The sequence below is a fragment of the Nonomuraea fuscirosea genome, from assembly GCF_035917475.1.
Lineage (GTDB): Bacteria > Actinomycetota > Actinomycetes > Streptosporangiales > Streptosporangiaceae > Nonomuraea > Nonomuraea fuscirosea.
The window spans coordinates 3,972,149-3,989,940 of the sequence record NZ_CP109074.1; the positions used below are offsets into that span (position 1 = coordinate 3,972,149).

Sequence of the window (17,792 nt, forward strand, 5' to 3'; positions counted from 1 at the left end):
TCAAGGTACTTAGTTATGCGAATATAATCATTATATGTCGATAACCGGGCGGGTCTCCGCCCCGCCTGACTCGGCCCCCGTGCTCAGCTCTCGCCGGCGGATGCTCGTCCTCGGCATCTGCTGCATGAGCCTGTTCATCGTCGGGCTGGACAACACGATCGTGAACATCGCGCTGCCCGCCATCCGCCACGACCTGAACGCCTCCGTCTCCGGCCTGCAGTGGATCATCGACGCCTACACGGTGGTGCTGGCGAGCCTGCTCATGCTGGCCGGCTCGACCGGGGACCGGTTCGGCCGCCGCCGCACGTTCCAGACGGGGCTGGTGCTGTTCACGCTCGGCTCGCTCATGTGCTCGCTCGCGCCCGGCCTCGGCTGGCTCATCGCGGCGCGGGCGCTGCAGGCCGTCGGCGGCTCCATGCTCAACCCGGTCGCCATGTCGATCATCACGAACACCTTCACCGAGCCGCGCGAGCGGGCCAGGGCCATCGGCGTGTGGGGCAGCGTGGTCGGCGTCAGCATGGCGCTCGGCCCGCTGGTCGGCGGCAGCCTGGTGGAGTCGGCCGGCTGGCAGGCGATCTTCTGGATCAACATCCCGGTGGGGCTGGCCGCGTTCGTGCTGTGCGCGCTGTTCGTGCCGGAGTCGCGGGCGCCGCGCGCCCGCCGGATGGACCCGGTCGGCCAGCTGCTGGTCATCGTGGTGCTGACGACCGTGACGTACGCCTTCATCGAGGCGCCGGCGGCCGGCTGGGGCTCGCCGCGGACGCTGGCCTGCTTCGCGGTCGCCGCTCTGGCGCTGGCCTGCCTCGTGCCGTACGAGCTGCGCTGCGCCGAACCCCTGATCGACCTGCGCTTCTTCCGCAGCGTCCCGTTCGCGGGAGCCACCGTGATCGCCGTGTGCGCCCTGGCCGCGCTGGGCGGATTCCTGTTCCTCAACACCCTCTACCTCCAGGACGTGCTGGGCCTGTCCGCCCTGCACGCCGGGCTCTACACCCTGCCCATGGCCGGCTTGACCGTGGTCTGCGCGCCCCTGGCCGGCCGGATCGTCGGCAGCGCCGGGCCGCGCGTGCCGCTGGTCGTGGCCGGGACCGGCCTGACGCTCAGCGGGCTGGTCCTGACGGGGCTGTCCGCGGACATGCCGCTGTGGCGGCTCATGGTCGCGTACGTGCTGTTCGGGCTGGGGTTCGGCATGGTGAACGCGCCGATCACGAACACCGCCGTGTCCGGCATGCCGCGCGCGCGGGCCGGGGTGGCCGCGGCGGTGGCCTCCACCAGCCGCCAGATCGGGCAGGTGCTCGGCGTCGCGGTCATCGGCTCGCTGGTCACCTCGGCGGTGTCCGGCCCGTTCGTCACCGGCTTCCCCGTGGCCAGCCGCATCGGCTGGTGGATCGTGGCCGGCACCGGACTGGTGATCCTCCTGCTCGGTATCCTGACCACGACCGGCTGGGCCCGCGACAGCGCCGCCCGCACCGCCGCACGGCTCGCCCCCACCGCGGAAGGAACGGCGTACACCTCATGAGCGACACCCCCGACCAGGAGGCGGTGGCCCGCGTCTGGTCCGGCATGTACGACCTCGTCCTGCGCCAGGAGGACCGTCGCAAGGAGGTGGCCGAGACGCTCGGCATGAGCTTCTTCCGGGTCAAGGCGCTGCGCCGGCTGCTGGCCGGGCCGATGACGATGCGGGAGCTGACCGCCGAGCTGGCCACCGACAAGCCGTACACCACGCTGATGGTGGACGACCTGGAGCGGCGCGGCTACGTGACCCGCAGCATCGCCCCGGGTGACCGCCGGAGCAGGATCGTCACGCTGACGGCGGCGGGAACGGCGGTCGCCGAGGAGGCCGAGCGCATCCTGGCCCGCCCGCCGCGCTCCCTGCTCGCCCTGGACCCCGCGGACCTGGCCGCCCTCGACCGCATCATCGCCGGCCTGCGCGCCCCGGAGCGCTCCGCGCCCTGACGGCGGCGCGCGGTCACGAAAGGCCGCGGGTTGGACGGCGGCGCGCGGCCATGGCGCGGGCGGTCTTGCAAGCGATCTATTCCAGCGCCTTTAAAGAGGGCCGCAAGGTTAAGCGGTCACTTTTTCCTTATGCGACGTTTCATCATCATCATTTCGCCCGTGATCGCCGCCGTGATCGCCATGACCGGCCTGGCCGGTACGGCGAACGCCACGGCGCCCGGCCGGGTCTCCGATTTTTACGGACAGCGTCTGGCCTGGTCAGCGTGCGGTGGCGGCTTCCAGTGCGCCAGATTAAAAGTTCCACTCGACTATTCGAAGCCGGCCGGGAAACGGATTAAGATCAGCCTGATCCGGCTTCCCGCCACCGGAAAGAAGATCGGCTCGCTGGTGCTCAACTTCGGCGGTCCCGGAGTCTCGGGAGTGGACAGCTTGAAGGTGAGCAAGACGATCGTGTCGGCCTCACTGCGCCGGCGGTTCGACATCGTGAGCTTCGACCCGCGCGGCGTGGGCGGATCGGCCCCGGTACGCTGCCTGGGCACGCTGGGCCTGGACGCCTACTACTCCACCGACCCGACGCCCGACACCAAGGCCGAGCTCAAGCAGGCCAGGATGTGGGCGAAGACGTTCGCGAAGGCGTGCGCGACCAACGCGGGCAAGGACCTGCTCGCGCATGTCGGCACCGGCGAGGCCGCGCGCGACATGGACGTGATGCGCGCGGCGCTGGGCGACTCCCGCCTGACCTACCTCGGCTGGTCGTACGGCACCTACCTGGGCGCCCGGTACGCCGACCTGTTCCCGACGCGGATCCGCGCCATGGTGCTGGACGGCGCCGAAGACCCCGACCAGTCGGGCGGCGAGTTCGTCCAGAGCCAGGCCACGGGCTTCGGGACGGCGCTGGAGTCGTTCCTGCGCGACTGCTTCAAGGCCAAGGGCTGCCCGTTCAAGAAGCACTCGGTGCGTGCGGCGGTCAAGCGGATCGACGCGCTGTACCAGCGGGCCGATCGCGCGCCCCTGCGCAACACCTACGACGGCCGCCAGGTGAGCGAGGCGGTCGTGCGCACCGGGGTGCAGCAGGCGCTGTACGGAGTGGCGTACTGGCCGACGCTGCGCCTGGCGCTGGCCCAGGGGTTCAAGGGCGACGGCTCGCTGCTGCTGCGTCTCGCCGACCTGTACAACGGGCGCCGGGAGGACGGCACGTACGCCAACACCCTGGAGGCACTCCGGGCCATCCAGTGCCTCGACCGGCCCGAGCTGCGCTGCCCGTACTGGCCGGTCAAGGGCAAGAGGTTCACCAAGAAGGTGCGGGCCCACGGCTCGCCGCCGATCGTCGTGGTGGGCACGACCCGTGACCCGGCGACGCCGTACGCGCTGGCCAAGGCGCTGGCGGCGCAGCTGTCGAAGGGCGTGCTGCTGACGAAGAACGGCGACGGTCACACGGCCTACGCCGGCGGGTCCACCTGCCTGGAACGGCAGATCGACCGCTACCTGATCACGGCCAGGGCTCCCAGGCCGGGCGCCTGCACCGCGAGAGCCTGACGACCGGCTCGGCCGCGCCGGGTGCACCGCGCGGCCTGACCGGCGGCTCCGCCCGGCCGTCGCCGGGTGACCGTCCTCCAGATGGTCACCCGGCGCGCCGGGCTTCGTCGCCGGCGGGGGCGTTGCTCACCGGCCCGGGACGGTCGCTTGACTTCAAGCGGACTTGAAGTCGCAGGATCGCCCCCATGGACACGAACACGAACCTGGACAGGACGCCGGGCACGGGCCGTACCAGCGAGCAGACCGACGCGCTCATCGCCCTGCTCGACCTCGGCGACGAACTCCCCGGGGCGGCCGGCCTGCGCGCCCGCTCCTACGAACTCCTCGGCCTCGCGCCGGGCGCGGCGATCGCCGACGTCGGGTGCGGGGCCGGCCGCGCGGTGGGGGAGATGGCCGGACGGGGTGCGCGGCCGGTCGGCGTGGACCTCGACGAGCGGATGATCGAGGTGGCCGGCCGGCGATGGCCCGCAGCGGACTTCCGCGTGGCGGGCGCCTACGCGCTGCCGTTCGCCGACGGCGAGCTGAGCGGTTACCGGGCCGAGAAGCTGTACCACATCCTGGACGACCCCGCCCGCGCGGTCGCCGAGGCGCGGCGCGTGCTGGCGCCGGGCGGGCGCATCGTGCTGATCGGGCAGGACTGGGACACCTACGTCGTCGACTCCGACGACGCCGCGCTCACCCGTGCCATCGTGCACGCCCGCGCCGACTTGGTCACCGGCCCGCGCGTCGCCCGCCGTCACCGCAACCTCCTCCTCGACGCCGGCTTCACCGACGTCACCGTGGAGGTCCACACCTGGGTCCTCACGGGCGCGGCGGCGGTGCCCGTGCTGGCCGACCTCGCGGAACGGGCGCGTTCGGCCGGGTCGATCAGCGCCGCGCAGGCCGAGGCGTGGCTCACCGAGCAGCGCGAACGGGGCCGGCGCGACCGGCTCTTCCTCGCCCTGCCGCTGTTCGTCGCCGCGGCCACCCGCCCGTGACCACCCGGCGCCGGCCGCGGGCACCGTGATCACCTGCCCGCGAGCCCCTGATGGACCTCACGTCCGCTCAGGTGCCCGGGGGCGTCGTGCACGATCCACTCCGGACGGGGAAGAGATGCCGGTGAGGCATATCGCCGCGTGCTCCGGTCAGGAGGGTGCCATGACCAAGCCGTTCGAGCCCCGGAGTCCCCGCAAGCCCCGCCCCGAGGCCACCCAGCGGGTCCAGGTGCTGTTCTCGCCGGCCAACGTGTGGCGGGTGGGGTTCGTCGTCGTCGCGGTCGTCGTCGTGGTGTACCTCATCCGCTTCGTCCTCACCGACGCCGGTTCGCTGGTCGTCGTCGTGGTGATGGCGTGGTTCCTGTCGCTGGCGATGGAGCCCGCGGTCGGCCGGTTGGCCCGGCACATGCGCCGGGGCGCCGCGGCCGTCCTGGTGATGATCGGGATCGCCCTGCTCACCGCGGTCTTCCTCTTCCTGTTCGGCAACCTGTTCGTCGAGCAGGCCGCTTTACTCGTCCGCGCGCTGCCCGAGGTGGTCACCGGCGTCATCGAGTGGATCAACACCCGGTTCGGCACAAGGTACGACATCTCCACCATCCTCAGTTCCATCAACCTGACGCCCCAGCAGGCCGCCACCTACGCCCAGGACCTGCTCGGCGGCGTGCTCGGCCTGCTCGGCACGATCACCGCGGCGGTGTTCAACGCCTTCGCCCTGCTGCTGCTCACGTTCTACTTCTCGGCCGACGGCCCCCGGCTGCGGCGCTGGCTGGCCCAGCTGCTGCCCGGCCGCATCCAGCAGGTCTTTCTCACGGTGTGGGACGTGTCGCTGGTCAAGACCGGCGGGTACGTCTCCGCCCGGCTCATCCTGGCCGCGATCAACGGCACCACCTCGGCCGTCGTGTTCCTGCTGATCGGCCTGCCCTCGTGGCTGGCGCTGGCGGTGTGGACCGGGATGGTGGCCCAGCTCGTGCCCACGATCGGCACGTACATCGCGATCGCCCTGCCCACCGTGGTGGGCCTGGTCTCGCCCCAGCCGTGGATCGGGCTGGCGGCGCTGGCCTGGGGGATCCTGTACCAGCAGGTGGAGAACCTGACGCTGGAGCCGCGGATCAGCGGGCGGGCGGTGAACATGCATCCGGGGGTCGCGTTCGCGGGCGTGCTGCTGGGGGCGCAGCTCTTCGGGGCGGTGGGCGCGCTGCTGGCGGTGCCGGTGCTGGCCATGCTGCTGTCGCTGGTGGACACGTTCGTGTCCCGTAAGGAGATGATGCCGGTCATGCCGGACGTACCCGAGGCGTACCTGGATGAAGACGGCGAGGAGCCGGCGACGGAGCCCGAGCCGCGCACGGACCAGGCTCGGGCCGCGCCCAAGGACGGCGGCCCCCGCCCCGCGCCCTGACCAGGACGCGAAGGACGACCCAGGTCAGGGAGCCGCCGGGCCGGTGTCCCGGCGCAGGCGGGGGACGCTGGCGACGAGGCGGCGCGTGTGAGGGTGCTCGGGCGAGCCGAGCACGGCCGCGCTCGCCCCCCGCTCCACGATCCGGCCCGCGTCCAGCACGGCGATCTCGTCGCACAGAGCGCTCACCACGGCCAGGTCGTGCGAGACCATCACCAGCGTCAGCTCCCTGGTGGCCTTCAGTTCCCGCAGCAACTCGACCAGGCGCACCCGGGTGGTCACGTCGAGCGCGCTGACCGGCTCGTCGGCCAGCAGGATCCGCGGCTCGCACACGATGGCCCTGGCGATCGCGATGCGCTGCCGCTGCCCGCCGGAGAACTCGTGCGGATAGCGGCGCGCGGCGTCCGCCGGCAGGCCGACGGCGCGCAGCGTCTGCGCCACCCGGTCGCCGATCTCGTCGCGGGCGCCGATCCGCATCGCCCGCAGTGGCTCCGACACGATGCGGTCCACCCGCTGGCGCGGATCGAGCGACGAGTACGGGTCCTGGAACACCGGCTGCGCGCTGCGCCGGAACTCCCGGTCGCGTCCCGGCCGCAGCGGCCGGCCGTCGAACAAAACCTCACCCGTACTGGGCCGGGCCAGGCCCAGCAGCAGCCGCAGCAGCGTGCTCTTGCCCGCTCCCGACTCACCGACCAGCGCCAGGTTGCGCCCCGCCGTCACCGCGACGGACACGTCGGAGAGCACGGGCGTCCCGCCCCGGTAGGCGAACCCGACCTCCCTGGCCTCCAGCAGCGTCATGGCGCCAGCCGATCGAACTCGGCCTCGAACGCCTCCGCGCTCTCCACCAGCGCACGGGTGTAGGGGTGCCGCGGTTCGCGCACGATGTCCTCCGCCCTTCCCGTCTCCACCAGCGAGCCGCGTTCGAGCACGGCCAGCCGGTCCGTCACGCCCGCGACCACGGCCAGATCGTGGCCGATGAGCAGCAGCGCCATCGACCGGCCCGAGACCAGCCCGTTGAGCAGCGCGAGCACCTCGGCCTGCACGGTCACGTCGAGGGCCGTGGTCGGCTCGTCGGCGATCAGCAGGTCGGGCTCGCAGGCCAGCGCCATGGCGAGGGCCGCGCGCTGCCGTTGGCCGCCGGAGATCTCGTGCGGGTACGCGCCCGCGACCCGTTCCGGCAGGCGGACCTCGTCCAGCGCGGTCGAGACGGCGGCCCGCAGCGCCGCGCCGCGCAGCCCGCGCCGGCGCCGGATCGGCCCGGCGAGCTGCCTGCCGATGCGCATCAGCGGGTCCAGCGCGGTGAGGGGTTCCTGGAACACCGCGCTCACCGTCCGCCCGCGGACGCGGTCCAGCCGGCGGTCCCGCGCGCCGACGATCTGCGTGCCGGCCAGCAGCACGCTGCCGTGCGCGCTGAGCCCGGCGGGCAGCAGGCCCAGGACGGCCAGCGCGGTCAGCGACTTGCCCGACCCCGACTCGCCGATCAGGCCCAGCCGCTCACCGGCCGCCAGCGTGAACGACACGCCGCGCAGCAGTTCGTGCTCGTCGGCCCGGCGCACCGACAGGCCGTCCACGTCGAGCAGGGCGGCCGGCTCCGCCGGGATCCCCGGTGCCGGCGACCGGTCCGGGACCATCGGCTTCTCCCCGGTCATCGGCTCCTCCCAGGGGCGAGGTCGCGCAGCCCGTCGGCGACCAGGTTCACGCCGACGACGAGCACGACCAGCAGCACGCCCGGCGCGATCGCGCCCACCGGCGCGGTGAGCACGGTGGCCTGGGCCTCGTGCAGCAGCCGCCCCCAGGACGCGTTCGGCGGGGGCGGGCCGAGGCCGAGGTAGGACAGCGACGCCTCGGCCAGCACGGCCAGGCCGAGCTGGAGGGCCAGGTTGACCAGCAGCGTCGGCCAGATGTTCGGCAGCACGTGCTCGGCGATGATCCGCGGCCACGAGCTGCCCGACGTACGTGCCGCCGTGATGTAGTCCTGCGCGAGCACCCGCTTGACCAGGATCCGCGTCAGCCGCGCGACCACCGCCGACATGGCCAGCCCGATCGCCAGCACCGCCGAGCCGAGCGACGCCTGCCGCACCGCCACCACCAGCATGGCCAGCAGCAGCGTCGGGAAGGCGATGAGCGCGTCCAGCGCCGCCGCCAGCGCGTCGTCGAGCCAGCGCGTCGCGAATCCGGCGGCCAGTCCGGCGAGCACTCCGAGCACGCCGCCGAGCAGCACCGAGCCGCCGCCGGCCACCAGCGCGATGCGGGCGCCGATCATCAACTGGGTGAGCAGGTCGCGGCCCAGTTTGTCGGTGCCCAGCAGGTGCTCGCCTCCCGGCGGGACCAGCCGGCCGCCCGAGGTGTCGGCCGGATCGTACGGCAGCCACACCAGCGACACGACGGCCACCGCGAGCACCACGCCGACCAGCACGCAACCCGCGGCGAGCCCCTTGCTCCTGAGCCCCCTCACGACCGCCCCAGACGGGTCCGCAGCCGCGGATCGACCAGCCGCTGCGCCACGTCGGCGGCGAACCCGATCACCAGGACCGCGAACGTGCTGACCGCGAGCACACCCTGGATCACCGGATAGTCGTGCTCGGAGATGCCCTCGATGAGCAGGGTGCCGAGCCCCGGCAGCGCGAACACGCTCTCCACCACCACGGCGCCGAGGAACGTCGTGGCCAGTTCGATGCCGAGCACCGCGATGACCGGCCCGGCCGCGTTGCGCAGCCCGTGCCGCCACATGGCGCCGGCGAACGACTCGCCCAGCGCCCGCGCGGTGCGCAGGTGGTCGCTGCCCAGCACGTCCAGCGTGGCCGAGCGGACGTAGCGGATCAGCGAGGCCGACATGACCAGCGCGATGGTGACGACCGGCAGGGCCAGCGCCGCCAGCGCCCGTCCCGGCTCGGCCCAGTCCTCGCGCGGGAACCCGCCGGCCGGCAGCAGCCGCAGGCGCAGCGCGAACACCGTCACCAGCAGCATGCCGATCCAGAACACCGGCACCGCGATCCCGAGCTGCGCGAAACCGCTCAGCAGCGGCCCGTACCAGCGCTGCGCCCGGTGCGCGGCCAGGAAACCGACCGGCACCGCCACCACCACCGCCAGGGCGAACGCCAGCAGCGTCAGCGGCACGGTGACCACCAGCCGGGCCGCGATCTCGCCGCCGACCGGCAGCTTGCTGACGTAGGAGGTGCCGAGGTCGAGCCGGGCCAGGCCGCCCAGCCAGGCGGCGAACTGCTCGGGCAGCGGCAGGTCGGAGCCGGTCTGGCGGCGCGCCGCCGCGATCTGCTCAGGGGTCGCGCCGATGGACAGCAGGGCGTTGGCCGGATCGCCGGGCAGCAGCCGCAGCAGCACGAACAGCAGCGAGGCCGCCAGCAGCAGCGAGCCGAGCAGGAAGGCCGTGCGGCGCAGCAGGTAACGCGCCATCAGCCCTTCTTGATCCCGTACGCGTAGAACTGCGAGTTCAGGCCGTTGACCGGATAGCCCGACAGCTTGGAGGAGGCCACGACGATCTGCGGATAGAGGTAGAGCCAGTCGCTGGCGGCGTCCTCGGCGATCTGCCGGTTGGCCTTCTTCAGCAGCTCGGTCTGCTCCTCGGCGGTCTTGGCCCGCTCCGCCTGCTCGACCCAGCCGGTGACCTGCTTGTTGTCGTAGCCCCAGTAGAAGTCGGGGTTGCCGTACCAGACCACGTCGCGGTCGTTGACGTGCTCCTGGAGGGTGGCGGCGAAGTCCCGCTTCTTGAACACCTTGCTGTACCACTCGTCGGCGGTGATCACGTTGATGTCCACGGTGATGCCGACCTTGGCCAGTTCGCTCTTGACGAACGTGGCCACCGTCGGATGCGGGTCGTAGTTGGGCGTGTCCAGGGTGAAACGGAAGCCGCCGGCGTACCCGGCCTCGGCGAGCTGCTTCTTGGCCAGCTCGACGTCGTACGGGTTGACCTTCGTCAGGTCCTCGTACCACGGGTCCGTGGGCGGCACCATCGAGCCGATCAGGCTGCCGTGCCCGGCCCAGATCGACTCCAGCAGCTTGGCGTCGTCGATCGCCGAGGAGACGGCCTTGCGCACCAGCGGCTTGTCGAACGGCGCCTTCCTGTCGTTGAAGGCGAGCAGCAGCTTGGTCGTGGAGTGACCCTCGGCCACCTTGTAGTCGGGGTTGCCGGTGAACTGGGCCAGCGCGTCGGGGCTCTGCTCGCTGGTGACGACGTCCACGGCGCCGGTGATCAGCGCGTTGTTGAGCGCGGTGGCCTCGGTGAAGTAGTGGAACACCACGCCGCCGTTGGCCGGCTTCGGACCCCAGTAGCCGGGGAAGGGCTCCAGGCTGAGCGTCGAGCCGCGCTTCCACGACCCCAGCTTGTACGGCCCCGTACCGTCCTCACCGGTCGTCAGGTCCTTGGCGTCGGCGTTGACGATCCACACGTAGCTGAGGTTGTAGAGCAGGGAGATCGACCTGCTGGAGAGCTTGACCACCACGGTGTGCTCGTCGGGCGCGGTCACCGACTTGATCACCTGGAGCTGGCTCTTGCGCGCCGACTGCGAGTCCTCGGCGCTCACCCGCTCGATGCTGTGCTTGACGTCCGCGGCCGTCAGCGCCTTGCCGGAGTGGAACGTCACGCCCTGGCGCAGCTTGAAGGTGTAGATGAGGCCGTCGGCCGACACCTCCTGGCTCTCGGCCAGCAGATTCTCCACCTTGCCCGCGTCGGTGAGCCGGTACAGGCCCTCGTAGACGTTGCCGTTGAACGTCTCCGTCACGCCCTGGCCGCCGCCGGCGGTGTTGTCGAGGTTCTGCGGCTCGTACAGGGAGCCGATCTCGATCGTGGCGGCGCCGCTGCCCGCGCCCTCCTGGGGCGCGGCCGCCGGGTCCGATCCGCATGCGGCGAGTGCGAGGGCCAAGGCGACCGCGACGCCGGCGAACTTCCTGGTCAAGGTGACTCCTGAGCAAAACGGCCACCACGCGGGACGGGGGCGGCCGCTTTTATGTATATCGGGTAGGTAAACCTCACTATAGGTGGACAGGGCAAAAGGGAGATAACTGCCCTTACCGTACGGGCTGGCGCTGGTCCGTGGCGAACGAGCGGATGTAGGCCAGCGTCGCGTTCATCGACGCCTCCAGGGGCTGCACGTCGAGCACCGTCTGCGACAGCAGCGTGCCGCCCTGGTGGGCGGAGAGCAGTGCGAAGGCGAGCTCGTCGAGGTCGGCGTCGGCGCGCAGCTCGTCGCGGTCGCGCATGGCCCGCAGGCCGTTGAGTATCAGGTCCTTCCAGCGCAGGAAGCCGTTGGCCAGGTCGGTCCTGGACTCCTCGTCGGTGCCGCTCAGCTCGCCGGCCAGCGTGCCGAGGTCGCAGCCGCCGCGGCAGCCGTTCTCCCGCTGGCGCTCGATCGCCGCGTCGGCCCAGGCGCGCAGGGCCTCGAAGCTGTCGAGCGCCGTGATCCGCGGCAGGCCGGGATCGAGCGCGGAGTCGGCCTGGCGGGTGATGACCGCCCTGATCAGGGCCTGCTTGCTGGCGAAGTAGTGGTAGAGCTGCGAGCCGCTGACGCCCGCGGCGGCGCGTACGTCCTCGATGCCGGTGCCGGCCACGCCGCGCTGGGCGATGAGCCCGGTCGCCGCCTCGATGATGCGGTTCTTCGTCGCCTGGCCCTTGGGGGTCAGGCGACGGGGCTTGGTTGCTTCGGGCACGTCCAGAGCCTACCGGATTGGGTTGCGCAATCCAGAAAATGCCCCTACGTTTTCTGGACAGAACAACCCAGAAAGTGAGATCGGCACCATGGCCATCGCCCCCGCACGCACCCTCACCGCCCTCGTGACCGGGTCCACCGCCGGCATCGGCCGCGCCGTCGCGCTGCGGCTGGCCGCCGACGGCAGCCACGTCGTCGCCCACGGCCGCGACCCGGAACGCGGCGCCCAGCTCGTCAAGGAGATCACCGCGGCCGGCGGCACCGCGCGCTTCGTCACGGCCGACCTGGCGAACGCCGGCGAGGTCCGGGCGCTGGCCGCCGCGGCAGGGGAGGTGGACATCCTGGTCAACAACGCCGGGATCTACACCTTCACCAGCACGCCGGGCACCAGCGCCGAGAGCTTCGACGAGCAGTTCGCCATCAACACGCGGGCCCCGTTCCTGCTGGTCGGCGCGCTGGCGCCGGGCATGGCCGAGCGCGGGCACGGCTTCGTCGTCAACATCACCTCGACCGCGGCGACCTCGCCCGCGCCGATCGGCGGCGCGTACGGCGCGTCGAAGGCCGCGATCGAACTGCTGACCCGCTCCTGGGCCACGGAGTTCGGCCCCAGCGGCGTCCGGATCAACGGGGTCTCGCCCGGCCCGGTCCGCACCGCGGGCACCACCGCCATGCTCGGCGAGAACATCGAGATGATGGGCAAGGTCAACCTGCGCGAGCGGATCGGCGAACCCGAGGAGATCGCCTCGATCGTCCAGTTCCTCGTCCACGCCGACAGCAGCTACGTCAACGGCACCGTCATCGTCGCCAACGGTGGCGAGCGCAGCACCCTGCCGCAGTGAACATCCTGGTCGTCGGCGCCACCTCCGGCACCGGCGTCCTCATCCAGCGCACGGGCGGCGGCTGGAGCGAGGACAGCTTCGGCGAGGACGACCCCTTCACGGTCGAGCCGCTCGCCGCCCGCCGGCTCGGCGTCGAGCGGTCGGTACGCGCCCGGCCGCACTCGACATCGGGTGGGCCCGCGTCAGATCCTGGGGGCTCGGGATCAGCGGGGCCGCCGTCCCGGCCGGCCTGGCAGGTGCGCGCCGGGTGGACATGCGTGCGCGGCCGGGAGGAACGCGAGCCGTGCGTGGTCTGCTCGGTGCGCGCGGTCGTGAGGAGGATCTCTGGTGGAGACCAGGCGTGATCGCCGTCTCCGGGCCGCCGGCCTGCGCCTGCTTCACGAGCGGGCGTAGGCCGGCTCATGCCGCCGGGCCCCCGTGAGGAACCCCCGCCGCCGTCACCCCGTCACCTCACGCTCGCGCCCGTCGCCCTCGGTGTGCTGCTCGGCGGCTGCCTCAGCGTGCTCAACGTCATCCTGGCCTTCAAGGCGGGCACCGGATCCGGCGGAGCGATCATCACCGTGCTGCTCGGCGGCGCCGCGTTGCGCCTGCTGCGGAAGCTCAACTGGCGGACCCTGTTCGTCACCTACGCGACCGCCTCGGGCGGCACCCTGGCGGTCTCCGCGATCGACACGAGCATCGGTGCCGCGCTCCTGGGCGGCGCGCCCATGCCGGCCTGGATCGCGCTTGTCGGCCTCGCGCTCCTGGCGAACCTCCTGGGCCTCCTCCTGGGCGTCGTCCTGGCCCCCTCGATCATCGGTGACCCCGGCCTGAAGTATCCGGCGTTGTGGCCGGTCATCGACCTCATGCGCGCCCTCACCGGTTCCGGCGACGCGGGTGCGGGGCGGCAGCGTCTCATCGTCGTGTCCGCCGTCGCCGCCGCCGTGCTCGCGTTCACGGCTGCGGCCGCCGGCCGGGACTCCCTGCCGCCCGCACCCGGCCTGCCGCCGTACCTCGTCCTGTCGTTGTCGCCGATGCTCTTCGGGCTCGGTCTGCGCCTGTCGGGGGCCGCCACGGTCTGGATCGGCCTCGGGGCGGCGTACTCCCTCGTCGTCTGGTACGCCACCGCGCTGCGCGCGGCACCGCGGCCCGCGCCCGCCTACGCCGAGCATCTCGGCTCGCCCTGGATCCTCGCGGCGGGAGTGGGCCTGCTGCTCGGCTACGCCTGCGGTTTCGTGGTGAGAACGGCGGACGGGCCGCGCCGGGCCGCCGTCAGGGCGATGCGGGGGAGAGGCGGCCACCGGTGGCTCGCGGCGGCGGGCGTGGCCGCCGTGACGGTAACGGCTCTCATGGCGCTGCCGCCGCCGTACCGGACGATCGCCGTCGCCCTCGTCGTCCTCGCCCCGCTCTTCGCCGTCATCCTCAACCGGGTCAACGCCGCCACCGGGATGGCGCCCACGGGCGTGCTGCAGTTCCTCACCCTGGTCGTCCTCGCGCTGGCCCACGTGCCGCAGGGGGCGGCGTACCTGCTCGTCGGTCTCATCTGCGGCTCGGCGCTGGCGTCGGCGTACTTCATCGAGGCGGCCAAGGTCGCCGCCACGGCGCCGGCGCGGGACGCGCTCCGCACCCGGCAGCTCGTCGCCTGCCAGGCGATCGGCAGTGTCGCCGGCGTGGGCACGGGCATCACGCTGCTCTTCCTGGTCGGCGAGGCGGGCGGCGTCGGCACCGCCGCCTTCCCCGCGCCCACGTCGAGTGCCCTGGAGTTCCTGAACGGCCTGCTCCGGGGGTCGCCGGAGTACGCGCGCTCGGCCCTGCTCTTCCTCGTCCCCGCCGGGCTGGCCGGCCTGGCGCTCGCCTGGACGCCGGCCCTGACGACCCTGCTCGGGCTGGGCGTCCTGCTGCCCGCCGCCACGTCCGCCGCCATCCTGCTCGGCGGCGTGGCCAAGCTGGTCTCGCAGCGCCGCAGAGGGGATGAGGGCGCCTTCGCCGTGACCGTCGGCTCAGGGCTGATCCTGGGCGGCGGCCTGGCGAACGCGGTGCTGCTGCCGATCCAGCTGCTCACCTCATGAAGAGCCGTCGTACCAGGTAAAATGCGGTCCGCGCCCCATCCCCGGCGGAGCGCGGGAGACGACGATGACCAGACTGTCCGGCTTCAAGCGTGCCCGCGGGGCCGAGACCCTGACGGCGGCGCTGCACGTGAGCAACGGCGATGCCACCGACCTGCCCGGCACCGGGCTCGCGCCCCGCCTCATCTACTGGCGCGACGTCCTGCACGAGGGTCCCGTGCCCGAGGTGGAGCCGGAGGAGCTGCGCCGGATCAGGGTGGCGTTCCTGACCGGGGCGGACGCGGACGATCACGCGGAGGGCGAGCGCATGTTCGCCGACCGGGACCGGACGCTGGCGGACAACCGCGCCGGCGCGTACGTGCTGTGGTTCGAGGCCGACCTGTACGACCAGCTGCAGATCATCGAGATCCTGTCCCGCCTGGCCGGCTTCGGGGTGCCGGCGGAGCGGATCACGCTGATCTGCATCGGCGAGTACCCCGGCATCGCCCGCTTCGGCGGGCTCGGGCAGCTGACGGCCGGCCAGTTGCGCGCGCTGCCCGGCACGAACGCCCGAATCCGGCTCAGCCCGGCCGCGCTCGACCTGGCCACCCGGGCGTGGGCGGCCTTCCGCGCCCCGGCCCCCGACGGCCTGGGCGCCGTCGCCGCCGACCGCTCGGCCGAGCTGCGCTTCCTGGGCGAGGCGTTCGACCGGCTCAGCCGCGAATACCCCTCGACCCGCGACGGGCTGTCGCTGACCGAACGGCGCGTGCTGGCCGCCGTCGCCGGCGGCGCCACCGACGCCGGGGCGGCGTTCGTCCACGCCGCCGCGCGCGAGACGCGCCCGTACCTCGGTGACTCCTGGTGCTTCACCATGATGGAGCGGATGGCCCGCGCGCCCGTCCCCCTCCTGGACGCCGAACCGGCCGGCCGCCCGGTCGGGCCCGGCACCGAGCTGCGGCTGACCCCGGCGGGGTCGCGGGTGCTGGCCGGCGTGGCCGACCACGTGGAGCTCAACGGCCTCGACCGGTGGATCGGCGGGGTACGCCTGCACGGGCGCGACGTGCCGTGGCGCTGGGACGAAGCCACCGAACGCATCATCCACGCGACGGGAACGACCCGCGACCTGGTGACGGACTCCTGACCGACCCGCGCCGGGAACCACTCGTGACCGGGCGACGGACCCGTGACCGACCCGCGGCGGTGGCAGCCCGGTCGCCGGTGCCGGGGCCGGTGCGCGGTAGGTGGTGGGCGTACCCGGCAGAATGGGCGGATGGCCGACGATGATCATCTGCCGGTGACCCCGTTCGAGGAGCAGTTGTGGGCCGCGCACCGGGACGGGCACCTGGCGCTCTGCCTCAGCCTGCTGCGCGGCGCCGACCTGGCGTTGCCGATCAGCGCCGCCGCGGCGGCGGGCGAGGAGACGCCCGCCTGGGCGACCGCCGCGGGACCCGGGCGGACGTGGCTGCTCGCCTACACCTCGGTCGAGGCGATGCTGCTGGCCACCGGCGGGGCCGCCACGCACTGCCGGATCACGTCGATGACGGAGCTGGCGGCCGGCTGGCCCGACCCGCGCTGGGGGCTGGCGGTCAACGCGGGGCTGCCGGTCTCGTTCCAGCTCGAACCGGGGACGGTGGCGCGGCTCGCGGTGCCCACGCTGACCCAGGACCTCCTGCTCGAACCGGGCTCTGGCGTGCCCGTGGTGCAGAAGCTGCTCGCCACCGGCGAGCTGCCCGACCTGCTGGCCGCGAGCGAGCCGAGGGTGTCGGGCTACTGCCACCACGCGCTCGACGTCTCCCACATCGCCACGCCCGCGGTCCTCGCGGCGGCGCTGGGCCGGCCTGACCTGCTGAGCGCGAGCGGCTCGCTGAACATCCTGCGCTGGCGTCCCGTCGGGCTCGGCCTCTACCGCACGCCGTACGGGGGGACCGACGAGGAGGGGCGGGACGCGGTGGCGGGCTGGGTGGTCGAGGAGCCGCCGTTCGTCGGCATGGGGCTGGTGCCCAGCCCAGACAACGTCATCCGCGAGTACAAGGTGTACGGCGTGGGCCTGCCCCACGGCGCCGAGATCTGGGAGCTGACCCTCGCGGGAACCGAGCACCGCAGGGCCGTCTACCACGGCGACCTGCGCCGCTGGCTGCTGATCGGGAGGGCGTCGTGACCGCCTGGCACGCCTACCGGGCCCGCTGGCGGGGCGCCGACTACACCGCCAGCCCCGAGCCGCACGCCCTGGAGCTGTGGGTACGCCTGCGCAGGACCGACCCGGCCGACGGGTTCGAGGAGGTCGAGCCGGGCTGCCACGTGCGCACGGTCCCGGTCGGGGAGTGTGAGTCGCTGCACTTCGTGACCGTGGTGTGCCGCTGGCGCGGCGAGCCGTTCCAGGTGCACGGGGAGCGGGACGGGCGGCTGCTGCTCGAATACCTCGGCGGATCGGTGCTCACCGCGCGCCGGCTGGGGCTCGACCGGGTCGAACGGGGCGTCTACCGCTGCTGGGCGAACCGGGACGAAGTGGACGAAATGCGCGAAGAGGCCGTACCTGTCAGGCCGTGAAAATCCAACGAAATCCTCACTTTTGCGACAGGCTCTTGTTTGATGGTGTTCATGTGACGGAAACTTACCCGTCAGGAACATGTGTCGTTACAGGCGAGAGCGTCATGAGAGGGTCATGGGATCAGTGGAGCGGCCAGACGTGGCGGGAGTTCGGGCCTACGCCGATGAACTGCGCGAGATGTTCACCCGGCTACAGGAGGAAGGTCTCGAACTGCACACCAGGGCCAGAGCGGTCCAGGTGACGGAGACCTCACCCGACGGCCTCGTGTCGGTGACCGTCGGATCACGCGGCGAGCTCGTCCGGATCGACCTGGACCCGCGCATCTACCGGCGCCCTGACGCGCGCGGCCTGGCCGACACGATCGTGGCCACCGGGCAACGCGCCGCCGCCACCGCACGCGAGCGCATCGTGGAGATCTTCGCGCCCGTGATCCCGCCCGAGCAGTTCCAGGCGCACCTCGACGGAGACGTCGAGGCGGTCCTGTCCCAGCTGGCCGGAGGTGCCGAGTGAAGGATTGGGAAGGCGCGGCCATCGCCAAGCCGATCGTCGACCGGGGCATCTCCGCGTGGTCCGTGATGGCCGAGGAGGTCGAACGGAGCCTGCCCAAGCTGGTCTCCGAGGTCGAGGCGCGCATCGCGAGCGCCCCCTGGGGCGGCGGGATGGAGGGCGAGGCGTTCATCCGCACGCACTTCCGCGACGACGGGCCCGGCGAGATGCTCCACCAGTGCGCCCGGCTCGCCAAGGAGATCACGGACGCGGGCGACCGGCTCAGGACGGCCATCGACAACACCCTCCAGACGGACGCCGACATCAAGCACGACCTCACGGGCCTCACACAGCGGCGAGAGGTCTAGAGGCGCCCGGG

19 protein-coding genes are annotated in these 17,792 nt (G+C 72.5%); 13 read left to right on the plus strand and 6 right to left on the minus strand.

Features of this window, described 5'->3' with window-relative positions; translation table 11 throughout:
- Window positions 1-34: 34 nt before the first annotated feature.
- The 5 genes from OIE67_RS17990 (at window position 35) to OIE67_RS18010 (ending at window position 5,859) form a co-directional block, all read left to right on the plus strand.
- Window positions 35-1,516 carry an MFS transporter gene (locus OIE67_RS17990; RefSeq protein WP_326641758.1) on the plus strand — a complete coding sequence of 494 codons (1,482 nt, stop codon included), beginning with the start codon at window positions 35-37 and terminating at the stop codon, window positions 1,514-1,516.
- A complete protein-coding gene (locus OIE67_RS17995) occupies window positions 1,513-1,953 on the plus strand; it encodes a MarR family winged helix-turn-helix transcriptional regulator (protein ID WP_326641760.1) in 441 nt (146 codons plus the stop codon). The genes OIE67_RS17990 and OIE67_RS17995 overlap by 4 nt, the downstream gene beginning before the upstream one ends.
- 180 nt (window positions 1,954-2,133) lie before the next feature.
- Window positions 2,134-3,489, plus strand: coding sequence for an alpha/beta hydrolase (locus tag OIE67_RS18000; RefSeq protein WP_326645383.1), 1,356 nt, complete (start codon window positions 2,134-2,136; stop codon window positions 3,487-3,489).
- A gap of 185 nt (window positions 3,490-3,674) precedes the next feature.
- Window positions 3,675-4,466 (plus strand): methyltransferase domain-containing protein, encoded by a 792-nt coding sequence (locus OIE67_RS18005; RefSeq protein ID WP_326641762.1) that lies wholly within the window; start codon window positions 3,675-3,677, stop codon window positions 4,464-4,466.
- A 160-nt stretch (window positions 4,467-4,626) separates the two neighbouring features.
- A complete protein-coding gene (locus tag OIE67_RS18010) occupies window positions 4,627-5,859 on the plus strand; it encodes an AI-2E family transporter (protein ID WP_326641763.1) in 1,233 nt (410 codons plus the stop codon).
- Window positions 5,860-5,883: 24 nt separating this feature from the next.
- On the opposite strand, the gene OIE67_RS18015 is transcribed toward OIE67_RS18010, so the two are convergent.
- From OIE67_RS18015 to OIE67_RS18040, 6 genes are all read right to left on the minus strand, one after another.
- The gene (locus OIE67_RS18015) at window positions 5,884-6,654 is read right to left on the minus strand and encodes an ABC transporter ATP-binding protein (RefSeq protein WP_326641766.1); all 771 of its coding nucleotides are present in this window, start codon (window positions 6,652-6,654) and stop codon (window positions 5,884-5,886) included.
- Entirely contained in the window at window positions 6,651-7,505 is an 855-nt protein-coding gene (locus tag OIE67_RS18020) for an ABC transporter ATP-binding protein (protein ID WP_326641768.1), read from the minus strand. Before OIE67_RS18020 ends, OIE67_RS18015 begins: the two co-directional genes overlap by 4 nt.
- Entirely contained in the window at window positions 7,502-8,311 is an 810-nt protein-coding gene (locus OIE67_RS18025) for an ABC transporter permease (RefSeq protein ID WP_326641770.1), read from the minus strand. The genes OIE67_RS18020 and OIE67_RS18025 overlap by 4 nt, the downstream gene beginning before the upstream one ends.
- Window positions 8,308-9,267 (minus strand): ABC transporter permease, encoded by a 960-nt coding sequence (locus OIE67_RS18030; RefSeq protein ID WP_326641772.1) that lies wholly within the window; start codon window positions 9,265-9,267, stop codon window positions 8,308-8,310. Before OIE67_RS18030 ends, OIE67_RS18025 begins: the two co-directional genes overlap by 4 nt.
- Window positions 9,267-10,766 carry an ABC transporter substrate-binding protein gene (locus OIE67_RS18035; protein WP_326641774.1) on the minus strand — a complete coding sequence of 500 codons (1,500 nt, stop codon included), beginning with the start codon at window positions 10,764-10,766 and terminating at the stop codon, window positions 9,267-9,269. Before OIE67_RS18035 ends, OIE67_RS18030 begins: the two co-directional genes overlap by 1 nt.
- A gap of 112 nt (window positions 10,767-10,878) precedes the next feature.
- Window positions 10,879-11,517 carry a TetR/AcrR family transcriptional regulator gene (locus tag OIE67_RS18040; protein ID WP_326641776.1) on the minus strand — a complete coding sequence of 213 codons (639 nt, stop codon included), beginning with the start codon at window positions 11,515-11,517 and terminating at the stop codon, window positions 10,879-10,881.
- A gap of 88 nt (window positions 11,518-11,605) precedes the next feature.
- On the opposite strand from OIE67_RS18040, the gene OIE67_RS18045 reads away from it, so the two are divergent.
- The 8 genes from OIE67_RS18045 to OIE67_RS18080 all read left to right on the plus strand — a co-directional run bounded on the left by OIE67_RS18045 (window position 11,606) and on the right by OIE67_RS18080 (window position 17,781).
- Entirely contained in the window at window positions 11,606-12,355 is a 750-nt protein-coding gene (locus OIE67_RS18045; protein ID WP_326641778.1) for an SDR family NAD(P)-dependent oxidoreductase, read from the plus strand.
- The gene (locus OIE67_RS18050) at window positions 12,352-12,699 is read left to right on the plus strand and encodes a hypothetical protein (protein WP_326641780.1); all 348 of its coding nucleotides are present in this window, start codon (window positions 12,352-12,354) and stop codon (window positions 12,697-12,699) included. The genes OIE67_RS18045 and OIE67_RS18050 overlap by 4 nt, the downstream gene beginning before the upstream one ends.
- 57 nt (window positions 12,700-12,756) lie before the next feature.
- Complete coding sequence (locus OIE67_RS18055; RefSeq protein ID WP_326641782.1) at window positions 12,757-14,403, plus strand: OPT/YSL family transporter; 1,647 nt, start codon at window positions 12,757-12,759, stop codon at window positions 14,401-14,403.
- Between the two features lie 64 nt (window positions 14,404-14,467).
- Window positions 14,468-15,520, plus strand: a complete 1,053-nt coding sequence (locus OIE67_RS18060) for a hypothetical protein (RefSeq protein ID WP_326641784.1) — start codon at window positions 14,468-14,470, stop codon at window positions 15,518-15,520.
- A 129-nt stretch (window positions 15,521-15,649) separates the two neighbouring features.
- Window positions 15,650-16,537, plus strand: coding sequence for an SseB family protein (locus OIE67_RS18065; RefSeq protein WP_326641786.1), 888 nt, complete (start codon window positions 15,650-15,652; stop codon window positions 16,535-16,537).
- On the plus strand, window positions 16,534-16,926 hold the full coding sequence (locus tag OIE67_RS18070; protein WP_326641788.1) for a hypothetical protein: 393 nt from the start codon (window positions 16,534-16,536) through the stop codon (window positions 16,924-16,926). Before OIE67_RS18065 ends, OIE67_RS18070 begins: the two co-directional genes overlap by 4 nt.
- 139 nt (window positions 16,927-17,065) lie before the next feature.
- Window positions 17,066-17,437, plus strand: a complete 372-nt coding sequence (locus OIE67_RS18075) for a YbaB/EbfC family nucleoid-associated protein (protein ID WP_326641790.1) — start codon at window positions 17,066-17,068, stop codon at window positions 17,435-17,437.
- Entirely contained in the window at window positions 17,434-17,781 is a 348-nt protein-coding gene (locus OIE67_RS18080; RefSeq protein ID WP_326641792.1) for a hypothetical protein, read from the plus strand. Before OIE67_RS18075 ends, OIE67_RS18080 begins: the two co-directional genes overlap by 4 nt.
- Window positions 17,782-17,792: the final 11 nt, after the last annotated feature.

Bases quoted from the DNA above. Each gene is read 5' to 3' on its own strand.
- OIE67_RS17990 (WP_326641758.1), top strand. From the start codon at position 35: ATGTCGATAACCGGGCGGGTCTCCGCCCCGCCTGACTCGGCCCCCGTG.
- OIE67_RS17995 (WP_326641760.1), top strand. From the start codon at position 1,513: ATGAGCGACACCCCCGACCAGGAGGCGGTGGCCCGCGTCTGGTCCGGC.
- OIE67_RS18000 (WP_326645383.1), top strand. From the start codon at position 2,134: ATGACCGGCCTGGCCGGTACGGCGAACGCCACGGCGCCCGGCCGGGTC.
- OIE67_RS18005 (WP_326641762.1), top strand. From the start codon at position 3,675: ATGGACACGAACACGAACCTGGACAGGACGCCGGGCACGGGCCGTACC.
- OIE67_RS18010 (WP_326641763.1), top strand. From the start codon at position 4,627: ATGACCAAGCCGTTCGAGCCCCGGAGTCCCCGCAAGCCCCGCCCCGAG.
- OIE67_RS18015 (WP_326641766.1), bottom strand. From the start codon at position 6,654: ATGACGCTGCTGGAGGCCAGGGAGGTCGGGTTCGCCTACCGGGGCGGG.
- OIE67_RS18020 (WP_326641768.1), bottom strand. From the start codon at position 7,505: ATGACCGGGGAGAAGCCGATGGTCCCGGACCGGTCGCCGGCACCGGGG.
- OIE67_RS18030 (WP_326641772.1), bottom strand. From the start codon at position 9,267: ATGGCGCGTTACCTGCTGCGCCGCACGGCCTTCCTGCTCGGCTCGCTG.
- OIE67_RS18045 (WP_326641778.1), top strand. From the start codon at position 11,606: ATGGCCATCGCCCCCGCACGCACCCTCACCGCCCTCGTGACCGGGTCC.
- OIE67_RS18055 (WP_326641782.1), top strand. From the start codon at position 12,757: ATGCCGCCGGGCCCCCGTGAGGAACCCCCGCCGCCGTCACCCCGTCAC.
- OIE67_RS18060 (WP_326641784.1), top strand. From the start codon at position 14,468: ATGACCAGACTGTCCGGCTTCAAGCGTGCCCGCGGGGCCGAGACCCTG.
- OIE67_RS18065 (WP_326641786.1), top strand. From the start codon at position 15,650: ATGGCCGACGATGATCATCTGCCGGTGACCCCGTTCGAGGAGCAGTTG.